Below are 14,561 nucleotides of genomic sequence, written 5' to 3' on the forward strand. Positions count from 1 at the left end.
TTACACCACTCTATGGGGCACTACTCGAAGCGAGCGCGGCGACGCCGGAGAGGATCCACGGACGCAGGCTGTCGGCGCGCACCATGCACGCTTCGAGAGCCTCGTCGAGGCCGTCGAGTTGATCGTCGAGAACGGTCATCCCTGCACGGATGAGTGCAGTTTCGGCGCGGATGTCGTCGGCGTCGGCGCGGGAAACGGATGGGAGTACGGCTTCGATGGACGCGAGCGCCGCGTTCGCCTGCGCCCGGTGATGAAGAAGCGCATGCGCCCAGGCAATGGCAAGTTCGAGCTGGGGTCGCTGTCCGCGCGTGGCCACCGGGAGTTTGGCGGCAAGGCCGAGCACGGTGCTCATCTTGGACTGCTCGAACATGTTCATGCCCTCGCGCTCGACCAGGCCGGTCGCCTCCGTTTCGTCTCCGGCAGCGAGGAAATGATCGACGGCCGGGCTGAACATCCGCCGCTGGACGAACCACTCCGCTGCGCGCCGATGGAGTTCATCGCACCGATCGGGCTCCTGGTGTTCGAGTCGGAGACGGAGGAAGCCGGCGAACAGATGGTGATAGCGGAACCACTGTCCGTCGGGGTCGAGTCGGGTGAGGAAGAGGTCGCGTTCCTCGATGTCCTCCAGCACGCTCTGGGTGTGGCGGCGACCCGTCAGCGCCGTCGCGAGCGACGCACAGATCTGTTCGCTGATCGAGGTCGCCAAGAGGAAGTCGAGGAGGTCCGGGTCGAGGCTGTCGAGGACGTTCTCGGCGAGGTACGTTCTGAGTTCGCGATGATTGGCCGAGAACTGGCGAATCGCTGCGCGGGGATCGTGGTGTTCGCGGAGCGCCAGCGACGCCAGCTGCAGGGCGGCCACCCAGCCGTCAGTGGTCTCCTCGAGTTCGGCCACGTCGGTGTCATCGATCGACAGCCCGGTTCCCCTGCTGAGCAGCTCACGCGACTCGTCGATGTCGAAACGCAATGCCGTGGCGTTGATCTCGATCAGCTCGTTCTTCACCCTGAGACGGCTGAGCGGCAGATGCAGGTGCGTGCGACTGGTGACGACGAGCTGCAGGTGGTGGCAACCGTTGTCGATCAGGAACAGTGCGATCGCCCGGCTCGCCGGATCAGTGATCCGGTGCCAGTCGTCGAGCACGACGCGGATGTGTTCGTCGGTCGTGTGGGCCCGGTTGATCAGAGTTGTCAGCACATAGCGCTCCACGCCCTCGCCGTACTCCTCCAGCGTGCGGGTGAGCTCGGTCCCCAGACCCGGAAGCGCCACGCTGATCGCGTCGACGAGGTGCGACAGAAACCATGCCGGAGTGTTGTCGTCCTCGTCGATCGCCAACCACACGGTCTTGCCCGCGGTGGCCTCGGCCGCCTGTACGTACTGAATCGCCAGAACGGTCTTCCCATAGCCCGCCGGCCCGTGGATGAGGATGACACGTGCCCGATTGTCGATGGCCAGCCGCGCAAGCAACCGGGTCCGCGGAACCATCGGGTGGGCCATGACCGGCGGCCGGTACTTGGTGGTGACCACGGGCGGACGCCCCGAATCCGATGTGCTGCCGGGACTGTCGAGATGTAGATACCCCGAGGTGTCCATCGACGAATCGGTGTCGATCCGTGAGGGACCGTCGATGTCGGCGAGAAGCGGCACGGGCACGTCGGCGACGGGAAGACCGAGTTCGAGGCCGGCCTGCCGCAGTGCCTCGCCGAACTCGAGTGCGGTCGCATAGCGATCTGATGGTGGACGGGCCACCGACCTCGCGATAGCCGCCCACACCGGTTCCGGTACCCCCTGAGCGCGCAGGTCCGGAAGGGGATCGGTGGTGATCCGCAGGAGCTGGGCGACCAGGTCCTCGTTCTTGCGCCGCCCGTACGCCGGCCGGCCGGTCAGGGCGGCGTAGAGCGTGGCACCGAGTCCGTACACGTCCGAGGACACCGACGGAGGATCGCCGCGCAGCACCTCGGGTGCCGTGTAGGCGGGCGTGCCGAGGACCAGCCCGCGGCTGGTGTCCTCCCGATCGGCGAGGCGGGCGATGCCGAAGTCCGTCAGTTGGGGTTGCCCGTACTCGGTGAGCAGGATGTTCGACGGCTTCAGGTCTCGGTGCAGAACGCTGGCCCGGTGCGAGATCTCCAGAGCACCGGCCATCTTGATACCGAGGTCGAGGACATCGGCGACGTCGCATCGTCCCCGCCTGCGGAGCCGGGTGTCGAGGGAACCACGAACGTGGAAGGGCATCACGATGAACGGGAACCCTGATCGCGTCACCCCGGCCTCGAGGATGTGGACGATGTTGGGATGCCCTGATAGGCGTCCCATCGCCTGCTGCTCACGCAGGAACCGCACCCGGTCGGTCTCGACACCGCCGGTCCGCAGCACCTTGACCGCCACCTCGCGGTCGAGCGCGGGCTGGCGGCATCGGTAAACGACCCCGAAACCGCCACGTCCCGCGACACGGGCGTCGGTGAAGCCGGCGGCGCTCAGATCGTCCGCGATCTCCCGGGAGGGGGGATCGGGGGGTCTCGTGACTGCTCGACGGGCCATCGTCGTCCTAGGGGTCGGATCGTGGCGTCATCGATCGCGGCCGGTCGCACGGACTCACGATGTCCGGATCCGCCGACTGCTGCATCGCAGGCTCGGTCATGGCATCCCCTCGGGTCGTGCCACAAGTCTAGGCGTCGGGGCCGGGCGACGGCCGCGACATGGATCAGCCGAGACGGCGAATCGTTTCCGTCGCGGACTCGACGACGGCCTCGCGGAAACCGGTTCCGGCCCAGAGGTTGATGACGTCGGGATCGGTGGCCGCCGCGCGGCGGATGCCGCCGGTGAGCTTGTTGACCGCCGGATACTCGGCGACCGCGGCCGCGGAGAACTCGTCGGTGAAGCGGTTGCGCAGCGCTCGCGCTGGACGTCCGCTGAACGCACGGGTCACCACCGTCCCGGTGCGCGCCGGATCGGCCAGGGCATCGGCGTGTGCCGGCTTCGTGCCGGCCTCCAGGGTACGCAGCAGCAGGGTGCCCACTTGGACGGCCGCCGCCCCGGACGACCGCAGCTGGTCTGCTCGATCAGGGGTCGCGACTCCCCCGGCGGCCACCAACGGAAGTGCTACGCGTGCACGCACCGCCTCGAGCAGATCGTCGAGGGGCTCGGTGGGAGGTTCGGTCCGGCGGTCGAAGACAGAGCGATGGCCGCCGGCGTCGGGCCCCTGCACGCAGAGCCAGTCGGCGCCGACGTCGGCCGCTCCGACCGCGTCGTCCGCGGTGGTGATCGTGACCCCGACGCTGCACCCGTGTCGTCGTAGTTCGGCGACCGCAGCCGCAGGCGGGCAGCCGAAGGCGAAGGAGACGACCGGGATCCGCTCGTCGCACATCAACGCGATCTTCGCGTCGAAGTGGTCGTCGTCATCGCCGAGTTCATCGAGAGCGGGCAACTGGACGTCGAGTGATGCGGCGTAGTCGAGCAGACGGTCTCGGTAACGGGCCACGGCGTCCCGATCCACCGGCTCGGATTCGGGGACGAAGATGTTGACCCCGAAGGTGTCGACGCCGCCGGCGCGTACGGCGGCGATGTCGACCGCCACCCGCTCGGGTGACAGGTACCCGGCTGCCAACTGGCCGAGTCCCCCGGCATGACCGACGGCGACCACCAGCTCGGGCGTGGTCGGCCCGCCGGCCATCGGCGCCCCGACGACCGGCACGGCGAGGTCACGAAGGTCAGCCATGGGCCGATGCTCCCACCGTCATGCCTTCTCGGTCGTCTCGCGGGAGGCGGCCAGCCTGGACAACCGGGATTCGGCGACCGAATCCATGTCCTCGAGTTCCAGCCCCTTGGTCTCCTCGACCTTCTTGAAGACGTAGATGAAGGACGCCGCGGCACAGAAGGCGAAGAAGCCGTAGATGATTCCGAGTCCGACGGCCTCGGTCATCGGGGGGAACAGCATCGAGATGGTGAAGTTGGCAAGCCAGTTCACCGCGGTACACACGCCGAGCGCGACCCCACGGATGCGGTTCGGGAACATCTCCCCCAGCATCACCCACATCACCGGTCCCCAGGTGGCTGCGAACGCGACGACGAACAGGTTGGCGCCGATCAGTGCGATCACGCCCCACGGGTCGGGCAGCGACACGTTCTCGCCCTCACCGATCTGCTGGGTGAAGGCCACGCACGCCATCAGCAGGCCGATGAACATGCCCACGGATCCGGCCAGCAGCAGCTTCCGACGGCCGATCCGGTCGACAAACAGGATCGCCACGAAGGTCATTCCGACGTTGATGACCGCCGTGATCACCGACGTCTTGAACGAGTCGCTCTCGGAGAACCCGACCGACTGCCAGAGCGTCGTCGAGTAGTAGAAGATCGCGTTGATGCCGACGAATTGCTGGAAGACCGCGAGCCAGATGCCGACCCACACCAGCGGGTGAAGCCCGAACGACGGGCCGGTGATGTCCTTTATCGAGCTCTTGGACTCCCGCTTGACGGTGAGCTTGATCTCCTTGACCCGGTCGAGCGGGTTGCTCTCGCCGGTCACTGTCTGGAGGATGCGCGCGGCTTCCTCATCGCGGTTGCGGCCCACCAGGTATCGCGGTGATTCGGGGATCAGCAGCGCGAGTAGGCCATAGACGACAGCGGGTATGACGCCGACGAGGAACATCCAACGCCAGGCTTCCAGACCCCACCAGAGATCATTCGACGCGCTCCCGGCGGTGTCGGCGAGAACTGCATCCGACAGCAGAGCCGCGAAGATACCCATGGTGATGGCCAGTTGCTGCATCGAGGCGAGCGCGCCGCGATAGCGGGCGGGCGCGATCTCGGAGATGTAGGCCGGCGCGATCACCGACGCGATGCCGATACCGATACCGCCGAGAACGCGCCAGAGCAGCAGATCCGGGATCGTCTGGGTGTAGGCGGTGCCGATCGCCGAGATGGTGAACAGTGCCGAGCCGAGCAGCATCACCCGCTTGCGGCCCCAGACGTCGGCCAGCCGTCCGGCGAACCAGGCGCCGAGTGCACAGCCCAACAGGGCGATCGCGACAGCGAAGCCCGTCATCAGTTTGCCGAGACCGAAATTCGATTCGATCGAGTCGACGGCGCCGTTGACCACGGAACTGTCGAAGCCGAAGAGGAAGCCGCCGACGGCCGCGGCGACGGTGACACCGATGACCTTCGCGGTGTGTTGCTCGGCGATCTCTCGCTGCTGCGCGTCGGCCATCACATGGCCCCGATCGCAGATGTGGTGCAGCACGAATCCTGGGACATGTCCGTGACCTCGCTGTCCGGTTGCATGGTCGTCGTCTCCGACGTTTTCGCGCTCAATCTACTCGGGCGGCGAGGCCGGACGGCGCACATCCGAGCACGCGTCGGTATCGATCTGATCTGGATCGGCAGGTCGGGCGTCGTCCGGCGGTTCCGACATGGCCGAGATCGCCGGACTCCCGGTCAGGATCTCCGCGAGCGGCATCGGTCGGCCGTAGTGAAATCCCTGCGCGAGGTCGCAGCCGACGGCCGCGATCGTCGCTGCCTGGTCAGCGGTCTCGACCCCCTCTGCGATCACGCGGACCCCCACCGCGTGGGCGACGTCGACGATGCCGGCGAGGATCGTGCGGGCGTTCGGATTCTCCCCGAGGGCGTCGACGAATGCCTTGGCGGTTTTCAGAATGCCGACCGGCAGGCGGTACAGCTCGCTGAGTGAGGAAGCGCCGGTGCCGAAGTCGTCGAGCGAGATGCTGATGCCGAGAGCCCGGATGTCGACGAGCAGGTTCAGCAGACCGCTCTCCAGCGGCGCGAGTGCGCTCTCGGTGATCTCCAGGCACAAGGAGCGGGGATTCATGCCGGTCTGCGAACACGTGTCGCGGAGACGGCGGAGGAACTCCTCGTTGGTGAGTTCGCGCCGGGAGGCATTGACGCACAACATGACCTGCCGTAGTTGCGGTGCCCCGGCCACCTCGGCGCACGCCGTGGCGAGGACATGGGTGCCGACCTTGTCGATGAGCGTGGATTGCTCTGCCAGGGGGATGAACTCGGCAGGCGGGATGGCACCGAGATCGGGATGGTTCCACCGCAAGAGGGCCTCGAGCGCGACGAGTGTTCCGCTCTCGGTGGAGACGATCGGCTGGTAATGGATCTCCAACTGTGAAGGATCGGAGGCCAGCGCCCGCCGCAGTTCCTCCTCGATCCGTTGGCGGCGCTGGAGCTCCTCGCGATGATGTGTTCGGAACCGGACATACGGTTCCCGAGATGCCTTGCGCGCCTGATACAGAGCGATGTCGGCGTCACGAAGGAGGTCCGCCGGGGTGGAGCGGTCGCCGGCGGCCACGGTGGCGACGCCGATGCTCACCCGCACCGTCAGGGGTTCGCTGCGGTCGGTCACGCTGACCGGCGGTCTGATCGCGGCGCGTATCGACTCGATCTGGCGGTCGATCTCCGCCGTTGTGTCCGCCTTCGGGTGGGTCGTGACCAGGACGAACTCGTCTCCCCCGATCCGCCCCACCGCGCCCTTCCCGGGCGTCGCACCCGCAAGGCGTTGGGCGACGGTGTGCAAGACCTCGTTGCCGACGGCGTGACCGAGCGAGTCGTTGACGAGTTTGAAGTTGTCGAGATCGATGTAATAAATTGCGACGCAATCGGTGTCGTGATCACCGAGTGCATCCATGTGCGACTCGAGTTCCTTGAGGATGCCGGCCCGGTTGTACAGCCGGGTCAGCGGATCGTGGACCGCGTCCCACGCCAGCCGGGTCCGCTCGCGGTACCGCTCGGTGATGTCGGCGAAGGACACCAGTACGACTGCTTCCGAGGTGTCGTCGTCGATCGGCCGGCAGCTGCACGACAACCACCGTTCGCCGCCGGGTGTGTTGATCGTCGCCGTGGCATCGGTGACGGCAGTTCTCGTCCGCAGGCAGCGGACAATCGGTGACTCGCCGTCTACGAAGTCGAGCGGCAGATCGTGCACGAAGGAACCAGGGACTGCCTGGGGGCCGAGCATGGTGGCGGCCGCGGGATTCGCGAGCTCGATCCCACCGTCCGCGCGCACCACGATGACCGCCTGGTGGAGGGCGGCGAGGATGGTGCCCAGGCGTTCGATCAGCGGTCTGCGCGTGGGCTCGGCGACGATCAGGAAACCGTCGTCCATAGATGTCACCGAGATGTGGGCGAGGAAGGTTCGGTCGTTGTCGGCGCGGCGGTGGAGCTGGTCGACGGTCCCTCCCAGTGCCACGGCGGCCTGGACGTCGAGATTGCCGCCGGCGACCGAACCCAGCTCGCGGCCCACGGCGTCGCCGGCGGTGATGCCGTACAGCTGCTCCGCCGCGGGATTCCACGACCGCACCGTCATGCTCGTGTCCACGGCGATCACGGCGTTGCTGACGTGGTCGAGCAATGCCGCCTGCCGACGCAGCGCCGCATCGATGGCCTTCTGTGCGGTGATGTCGCGCAAGATCACCTGATACGCGGGCTTGTCGTGCCAGACGGTGCGAACCGAGGTGACCTCCATTGGCCGCGACACCCCGTGGGCATCGACCATCACGACTTCCTCCGGATAGGTCGCCGCGCCGGCTTCGTCGCCCATGCTGACTATCCGCTCGATCATGTGCGGGAGTTCGTCGGGGTGGACGAAATCGGTGATCGGGCGGCCGAGCATCTCGTCCCGATCGGTGAGCCTGGCGAAGTCGAGCGCGGCGGAGTTCACGTACACGATGAGGCCGTCCTGGTGCACAGCGATCGCGTCCGGGCTGAGTTCGAGGAGAAGACGATAGCGTTCGGCCACCGCGGCGTCGCTGGATCGGGTCATGGGCTCGGCATGCGGCGCGACGAGATCACTGTGGCCACCGTCCGTAGGCGTCGATTCCGGCACTGCGTCAGTCCCTCCCCCCGCCCTGCTCCAACCCCCGGCGTCCATGTTCCCCCAAACAGGGGGTGTGGGGTGGGCCAAACCGACGCAGAGTCGTGCCAAAGTCGAATCGGAGGCCCCACCCGTCGAGAAATGAGTCGAATGCCGCTTTCTGGGGGATTCTTGAGGTGGCGTTCGGTCAGATGACCTCGCAAAACTGCAAAAATTCCAATCCATGAAGAGGGTTCACCAATGACGAATCATCGATCGACAGTTTCCGGTGTGGGGGCCGTGACCGGATACGGCTGGGGCCGAGAGGCGCTGTGGGACGGCCTCGTCTCGGGTAAGTCCGCGGCCGCGTTGCACGAGGGCTTCGGATTCGGTTCCGGAGACGACGTCGGTCCGGGGTGGATCGTGCGCGTGCCGGAGGGGGGCGACCAGGCCGACGGCAACACCCGCTTCGCGCGCGCGATGCGAAGTGCGGCGCGCGAAGCCATCGAAGATGCCGCCGAACGCGGCTGGCGTCCGGGTTCGCGCGTCGGTTTGGTACATGCGTGTGTGCTCGGCGATCTCGACATGTATCCGATGGTGACCTCCGGTGTCGGGCAGTACTCCGGTCGGCAGTACCTGTCGGTGACACCGTCGACGCCCGTGTCGTTGCTGATGCAGGAGTACGGCTTTCACGGTCCGGCGCTGAATGTGTCGGCGATGTGCACCTCCGGTTCGGCGGCGATCGTGACCGCGAAGTCGTGGCTGGACGCCGATCTCGTCGACGACGTTCTGGTCGTCGCAACGGATCTCTCGGCCAAGCCGGAGGTGGTCGGCATGTTCGTCCAACTCGGCGTCGCCATCACCGACACCGACGCACTCGACGCCTGCCGTCCGTTCCAGGACGGCAGCCGCGGCTTCACGTTCGGCGAAGCGGCCGTCGCCTTCACGATGACCAACCGTGCGACAGAGGGTTACGCAGATGTGTTGGGCGGAGCCATGTCCCACGACGCCTATCACGTCACGTCGATCGATCCCCAGCTCACCAATGTGGTGGGCTGCGTGGAACAGGCGCTCTCGACCACCGGTGTCGCCGGTGACGAGATCCGCTACCTCAACGCCCACGGCCCCGGCACGCGGCAATGTGACCGCGCCGAGGCGACGATCGCGGAGACGATGCTGCCCAACAGCGAGGTGTTCTCCGTCAAACCCCTTGCCGGGCACTGCCAGGGTGCGGCGGGTGCGGTCGAGTTGGCCGCGTCGCTCCTCGGATACGACCGCGGCCAGATCCCGGCGACACCCAGGGTTTCCGACGGGATCCCGCAATTGCTGGACGGCCTCTCGCCGCTCGAAGCGGGACCCACACTGAAAACCTCGCTGGGCATGGGCGGCCACAACTCGGCGGTGGTGATCGCGCCCCAGGTCTGACCGCGCGGATTGTTGCGCTTTCGAATGCATCTGGCCAGATCCATGCGGAACTCTCAGCGAAGCCCCACAATTTTAGGCATGTCGAACGCGCCGGAGAACTCAGCTGCTGACCGACCGGCTACGGGGACCAGGCCGGACTCGGGAGCGCGCCGTGTCCTCACCGCATTTCTGAACTCTCCCTTCGCAGGTATGTCGCCATGGATCTTGATGGCGCTGGTGACGGGCCCGGGCCGCTTCGAGGAAGCAGCGGCCTCGGCTTTCGCACTGTCGTTGTTGCTCGTCGTGGGCGGGCATCGACGCGGCTCCAAGATCAAGCTCCTCGAAGTCTTCGACGTCGTCTACTTCGGATCGATGGCGGCCCTGGCTCTCTTCGCGTCGGCAGGGGTCATCGACTGGCTGGAGAAGTGGGGCGGCGAGTTGACCAACATCGCGTTGGTCACCTTCGCGCTGGGCTCGATCTTGATCCGCCAACCGTTCACCCTGCAGTACGCGCGGGAGTCCGTCGACGAGGAGGCCTGGGACAGCCCGCTGTTTCTCCGGATCAACTACGTCGTCACCTGGGCGTGGGTGATCGGATTCGGCGTCGCCGCGGTGTCTGGTGCTGTCGGCGACATCGTCCTCGATGATTCGAACAACTTCTGGACCGGCTGGATCATCCAGATCGGCGGCACCGTGTTCGCCATCGCCTTCACCGAGTTTTATCCCGATTACGCCACCTACCACGCCGCCGTCCGCGAGGGGTGGCCGACAGACGAGAAACCACAGAGCATGTTCCACCTGTTCGACTGGGTGCCCGGTTATGTGCTGGCGATCGGTATCGCCGGTCTGCTCACCGACGAGTTGAGCATGGTCGTCGGGATAGTCGTCATCGTCGTCGGCGCGGTCGGCATCCGGGTCTTCCGGCAACTGACCACTGCCTTCGACGCCCGGCTGGCCCAGTCGGCACCGGAAGCAGCGAGCGGCGCCTGAATCCGGTGCTCGCGCACCCACGGCGAGCGCCGTCGGTAGTGTCGAGAACATGAATCTCGACGGGGTAGGAATCTGGAGTTCGCCACTACGCTACGGAGACGCCGGGGAGGCCGCGGAAGCTGCAGCCGAACTCGACGAGTTGGGCTTCACCGCCCTCTGGATCCCCGATGTCGGTGGCCCGGTTCTCGACTCGGTGCGCAGCCTGCTCGGTGCCACCGAGAGGACCGTGGTCGCCACCGGCATCCTCAACATGTGGATGCACGAACCGCACGACGTCGCCGCTGCGCACGCGAGTTTCGCCGAGGAATTCGGCCCGCGCTTTCTGCTCGGTCTTGGTATCAGCCACGCGCCGCTGATCGACGCGCAGGAGGCCGGACGCTACCAGAAGCCGCTCGCCACCACCCGAGCCTTCCTCGACGGACTCGATTCGGCGCCGCAGCCGGTCCCGGCCGACAGCCGGATTCTCGCGGCTCTCGGACCGAAGATGCTCGGACTGGCCGCGGACCGGACTCTCGGTGCGCATCCGTACCTGGTGACGCCCGACCACACCGCGACCGCCCGTGAGACCCTCGGCACCGGGCCACTTCTCGCACCTGAGCAGACCGCCATCTTCGCGGCCGACCGCGACGAGGCACGCTCGATCGGCACCAAATGGCTCACGGGCTACCTCGCCATGCCGAATTACGCCAACAACCTTCGGCGCCTCGGCTTCACCGACGAGGACCTCACCACGGTCAGCGACCGGCTGTTCGACGCCCTGATCGTCTGGGGTGACGAGTCGGCGGTCCTGGGCCGTATCGACGAGCACCGCTCCGCCGGCGCCGATCACGTGTGCGTCCAGGTGCTGCAGAAAGACCACCGCGGTTTCCCCCGGGAGCAGTGGCGTCGACTCGCGGCGGCTCTCGGCCAGAACTGAGCCCCGGTTAGACACTCGGTATGACGTTGAGCCCGGTTTTCGGGTTCAACGTCATACGCGTCTGGGCACGATCACGGGATGTCGCGTCGTCGGAACCCGGCGGAGCCGATGGCCAGCAACCCCAGGGTCACCAGTCCGATCCACAGCACGCCCCACCAGTTCGCGCCGGCGGCAGCGACGTCGGGCACGTGATGAAACGGGCTGAAACCCAGGGCCCAACCGGGCAACTTGAAGCTCGGGCCCAGGATGGTCATCACAAATGACACCAACACACCGAGCCAGATGGCCGGGCGGGCCTCCGGGCGCGCGCCGATCACCGCGACCGCGAAGGCGATCACGGTCCACGTCGCCGGGATCGTCGCGACCGCCTGCAGCAGCGCGTCGCCGAAGGTGATCCCGATACCGGCGGTCGACGCGAAGATGCCCACCACCATCCCGGCGATCAGCAGGAATGCCGCCGTCGCCAGAAACGCCACCACGACGTTGGTCGCGAAGTAGCGCACGCGTGCAACCGATGTCGCGAGCACCGCTTCGGTGCGGTCCTCGAGTTCCTCGGTGCGGACACGGTTGACGATCTGCACCCCGGCCACCGACGCGATGATGCCGACCAGGCTCAGGATCGTCGAGACGAAAGCGGAGATCAGATCGTTCGGTGACGCAGCGCCGGAAGCGAAGATCGCGGCCATCGCCGGATTCGTCTCCAGCAGACTCTTCACCGACCGGGTGAAGTATCCGAAGACGACACCAAGGCCGACGAACGCCACCGACCACGACGCGATGGGTGCCCGGTTGAGGCGAACGGCGAGTCCCGTCGGCGTCCCGGTCCGGCCCCGCGGTGCGCCGGGACGAGACGGAACGAGTCCCTGGCCGAAGTCGCGAGAAACCTGCAGTGCGAAACCCAGTCCCGCGACGACGATCGCGAATGCGACTCCGAGACCCAACGGCCACCAGTGATCGCCGGTCGCCGGCCGCGTCTCCTGAATCCAGCCGAGCGGATTGGCCCAGGTCGTCCACGACGGTGCGCTCACCGAGTAGAGAAACCCCCTCAAGATGAAGAGCACGCCGAGTAGTGACACCGAGATGGTGGTCGCCGCACGGGCATCCGCCCCGATCTGGGCGCTGACCGCCGCGACGGCGGCGAACATCCAACCGGTCACGGTGAATCCGGCACCGAGCAACATCGACGAGCCCCAGGAGCCACCGCACAGGCCGGTGGCAACGCCGGCCACGGCGCCGATCGCCAGCGAGCACATCATCGCCATGACCAGCGCGGCCAGCAGTCTCGAAGACCTACCGAGAACACCAGATGCCAGTAGTTCGGCCTGACCCGAGTCCTCCTGTCCGCGAGTGCCCTTGACGACGATGAAGATCGCGCCGAGCGCCGCGATGAACCCGCCGAGTGCGAGGCTGCGCCACGCGGTGAAACCGTCGGTCGTCGACAGGTCGTAGGCCGGACCGAAGATCAGCCCCAGTGCCGGATTCGCCCCGACCGTGGCAGCAAACGCCTTGCGTTCCAGAGCGTCGGGAAACAACCAGGGATAGACGAGGACCGACGACACCGCCAGCGCCGTCGGCAACACGATCCACGGGGCGAAGGTGCTCCCTCCATGGTGCAGCGACGCCTTCAGCAGGGGCCGCGTACCAACGATCGAGGCGCCGGTCATCTCACCGCTCCCCCGGCGTCGCACCTTCGGCTTCGTAGAGCCGGAGGAAGAGGCTTTCCAGCGACGGCGGCTCGACGGTCAGCGACCGCAGGCCGCACGAGGTCAGCATCGCCATCACATCGCCGATCCGATCCGAATCGACTGTGGCACAGAGACGGTGGCCGTCGACCTGGACGTCGTGCAGCTCGGTGAGCCGATCGCCGGACGGGATGGTGTCGAGTTCGGCGCGGACCGACGTCCGGGTGTGGCCGCGCAGGTCTGACAGGGTTCCCGTGGCGACGATCGCGCCGTCGCGGATGATGCTGAGCCGGTCGGCGAGGGTTTCGGCCTCGGCGAGGATGTGACTCGACAACAGCACCGTCGTGCCACGGGACTTCGCCTCCCCGACCACCTCCTGGAAGACGTTCTCCATCAACGGGTCCAGACCCGACGTCGGCTCGTCGAGGATCAGCAGCTCGACATCCGATGCCAGCGCGGCGACGATCGCCACCTTCTGGCGGTTGCCCTTCGAATACTGGCGTCCCCGTTTCGTGGTGTCGAGCTCGAAACGTCGGACGAGATCGGCACGACGCTCCTCGTCGAGTCCGCCGCGCATCGAGCCGAGGAGATCGATCATCTCGCCGCCGGTCATGGCCGGCCACAGGGACACGTCGCCGGGGACGTAGGCCAGTCGGCGATGGAGTTCGACGACGTCGCGCCACGGATCCCCGCCCAGCAGGCGGACCTCACCCGCATCGGCGCGCAACAGACCGAGCAGTACGCGAATCGTCGTCGACTTGCCGGCGCCGTTGGGGCCGAGGAAACCGTGGACCTCGCCGCGGCGGACGGTCAGGTCGAGTCCTCGCAGTGCCTCGAATCTGCCGAAGGACTTGTGTAGTCCACGGACGTCCACGGCGAGATCAGCGGGTGACCGCCCGGGGGCGTCGGACACTCCGGTGGGCATGGCGAACCTCCAGGATCGGCGATCGCCATAAGCGTTGCACAGCAGCCGATGAGGTAGGCCCGAAACGACACCGACTTGCCGCTAAGCGCTGGCGGCCTTTTCGATCAGGGCGGCCACCACGGCCGGGTGAGACACCATGGACACGTGTGAGGCGTCGACCTCCGAGGTGTGCCCCGATGCGGCGCGCGTCGCCATGAAGCGCTGAAGTGCAGGCGGGATCACGCGGTCCTGTCGCGAGACCAGGTACCAGCTCGGCACCCGGGTCCACGACGCCGGACCTGACGGTTCGAGATTCGCGACGAGCGCCGCGGACTTCTGATGCGCGAACATGTCGGCTGCGGTTGCCACGCTGACGTCCTGTGCGAAGACTTCCCGGAAGTACGGCTTCGCGATGTACCCGTCGATGTTGCGACCCGCGACGCCCGTGGGATCGTCGACCACCTTCACCTGCAACGCCGGCGGCAGGAGTCGACTGCCGGGATAGACGATCGGATTGAGTAACCCCTGCACGAACTCGCCCTGCGCCGGAGCGAACGCGGTGATGTACACGTTGGCGACCACGTCCGGATCGTCGACATTCGTGATGACCATGCCTCCGTACGAATGCCCGACGAGCACGATCGGCCCGTCGATGGTGGCCAGTTTCTTCTCCAGTAGCGCCGAGTCGTGGGCGGGCCCGCGGAGCGGATTGTCGAACCGTTGAACGGCATAACCCTTCGACGACAGCCGCGTCGCGACGCCGTCCCAACCGGTCGAGTCCGCGAAGGCTCCGTGCACCAGCACGATCGTCGGGGGCGGTGCGGCGGAGGCGGACGTGACAGACACCATCGTCGTCAGGAGTG

Annotated in this window: 10 protein-coding genes; 3 read left to right on the top strand and 7 right to left on the bottom strand. The window is 66.8% G+C overall.

Going from position 1 to position 14,561, the window contains the following annotated elements:
* Window positions 1-10: 10 nt before the first annotated feature.
* The 4 genes from RVF83_RS18040 to RVF83_RS18055 form a co-directional block, all read right to left on the bottom strand.
* Window positions 11-2,533, bottom strand: coding sequence for a serine/threonine-protein kinase (locus RVF83_RS18040; protein ID WP_279404837.1), 2,523 nt, complete (start codon window positions 2,531-2,533; stop codon window positions 11-13).
* Between the two features lie 163 nt (window positions 2,534-2,696).
* Window positions 2,697-3,710: an NAD(P)H-dependent flavin oxidoreductase gene (locus RVF83_RS18045; protein ID WP_005195052.1), complete on the bottom strand. Its 1,014-nt coding sequence runs from the start codon at window positions 3,708-3,710 to the stop codon at window positions 2,697-2,699.
* An 18-nt stretch (window positions 3,711-3,728) separates the two neighbouring features.
* Window positions 3,729-5,198, bottom strand: a complete 1,470-nt coding sequence (locus RVF83_RS18050) for a sugar porter family MFS transporter (protein WP_039879932.1) — start codon at window positions 5,196-5,198, stop codon at window positions 3,729-3,731.
* 105 nt (window positions 5,199-5,303) lie between these two features.
* On the bottom strand, window positions 5,304-7,772 hold the full coding sequence (locus RVF83_RS18055) for a sensor domain-containing protein (RefSeq protein WP_255220621.1): 2,469 nt from the start codon (window positions 7,770-7,772) through the stop codon (window positions 5,304-5,306).
* A 291-nt stretch (window positions 7,773-8,063) separates the two neighbouring features.
* On the opposite strand from RVF83_RS18055, the gene RVF83_RS18060 reads away from it, so the two are divergent.
* The 3 genes from RVF83_RS18060 to RVF83_RS18070 all read left to right on the top strand — a co-directional run bounded on the left by RVF83_RS18060 (window position 8,064) and on the right by RVF83_RS18070 (window position 11,112).
* Complete coding sequence (locus RVF83_RS18060; RefSeq protein WP_005195055.1) at window positions 8,064-9,227, top strand: beta-ketoacyl synthase N-terminal-like domain-containing protein; 1,164 nt, start codon at window positions 8,064-8,066, stop codon at window positions 9,225-9,227.
* 78 nt (window positions 9,228-9,305) lie between these two features.
* Window positions 9,306-10,196 (top strand): hypothetical protein, encoded by an 891-nt coding sequence (locus RVF83_RS18065; protein ID WP_039879934.1) that lies wholly within the window; start codon window positions 9,306-9,308, stop codon window positions 10,194-10,196.
* A gap of 49 nt (window positions 10,197-10,245) precedes the next feature.
* Window positions 10,246-11,112 (top strand): LLM class F420-dependent oxidoreductase, encoded by an 867-nt coding sequence (locus tag RVF83_RS18070; RefSeq protein WP_005195057.1) that lies wholly within the window; start codon window positions 10,246-10,248, stop codon window positions 11,110-11,112.
* A gap of 71 nt (window positions 11,113-11,183) precedes the next feature.
* Here the strand turns inward: RVF83_RS18070 and RVF83_RS18075 are convergent, their stop codons facing one another.
* The 3 genes from RVF83_RS18075 to RVF83_RS18085 all read right to left on the bottom strand — a co-directional run bounded on the left by RVF83_RS18075 (window position 11,184) and on the right by RVF83_RS18085 (window position 14,547).
* Complete coding sequence (locus RVF83_RS18075) at window positions 11,184-12,776, bottom strand: ABC transporter permease (RefSeq protein WP_005195058.1); 1,593 nt, start codon at window positions 12,774-12,776, stop codon at window positions 11,184-11,186.
* Window position 12,777: 1 nt separating this feature from the next.
* Window positions 12,778-13,719, bottom strand: a complete 942-nt coding sequence (locus RVF83_RS18080) for an ABC transporter ATP-binding protein (protein WP_005195059.1) — start codon at window positions 13,717-13,719, stop codon at window positions 12,778-12,780.
* Window positions 13,720-13,800: 81 nt separating this feature from the next.
* Entirely contained in the window at window positions 13,801-14,547 is a 747-nt protein-coding gene (locus tag RVF83_RS18085; RefSeq protein ID WP_247602336.1) for an alpha/beta fold hydrolase, read from the bottom strand.
* Between the last annotated feature and the right edge of the window lie 14 nt (window positions 14,548-14,561).

Origin of the sequence: Gordonia rubripertincta, from assembly GCF_038024875.1 — a bacterium.
Taxonomy (GTDB): Bacteria; Actinomycetota; Actinomycetes; order Mycobacteriales; family Mycobacteriaceae; genus Gordonia; species Gordonia rubripertincta.

Bases quoted from the DNA above. Each gene is read 5' to 3' on its own strand.
- RVF83_RS18040 (WP_279404837.1), bottom strand. From the start codon at position 2,533: ATGGCCCGTCGAGCAGTCACGAGACCCCCCGATCCCCCCTCCCGGGAG.
- RVF83_RS18045 (WP_005195052.1), bottom strand. From the start codon at position 3,710: ATGGCTGACCTTCGTGACCTCGCCGTGCCGGTCGTCGGGGCGCCGATG.
- RVF83_RS18050 (WP_039879932.1), bottom strand. From the start codon at position 5,198: ATGGCCGACGCGCAGCAGCGAGAGATCGCCGAGCAACACACCGCGAAG.
- RVF83_RS18055 (WP_255220621.1), bottom strand. From the start codon at position 7,772: ATGACCCGATCCAGCGACGCCGCGGTGGCCGAACGCTATCGTCTTCTC.
- RVF83_RS18060 (WP_005195055.1), top strand. From the start codon at position 8,064: ATGACGAATCATCGATCGACAGTTTCCGGTGTGGGGGCCGTGACCGGA.
- RVF83_RS18065 (WP_039879934.1), top strand. From the start codon at position 9,306: ATGTCGAACGCGCCGGAGAACTCAGCTGCTGACCGACCGGCTACGGGG.
- RVF83_RS18070 (WP_005195057.1), top strand. From the start codon at position 10,246: ATGAATCTCGACGGGGTAGGAATCTGGAGTTCGCCACTACGCTACGGA.
- RVF83_RS18075 (WP_005195058.1), bottom strand. From the start codon at position 12,776: ATGACCGGCGCCTCGATCGTTGGTACGCGGCCCCTGCTGAAGGCGTCG.
- RVF83_RS18080 (WP_005195059.1), bottom strand. From the start codon at position 13,719: ATGCCCACCGGAGTGTCCGACGCCCCCGGGCGGTCACCCGCTGATCTC.
- RVF83_RS18085 (WP_247602336.1), bottom strand. From the start codon at position 14,547: ATGGTGTCTGTCACGTCCGCCTCCGCCGCACCGCCCCCGACGATCGTG.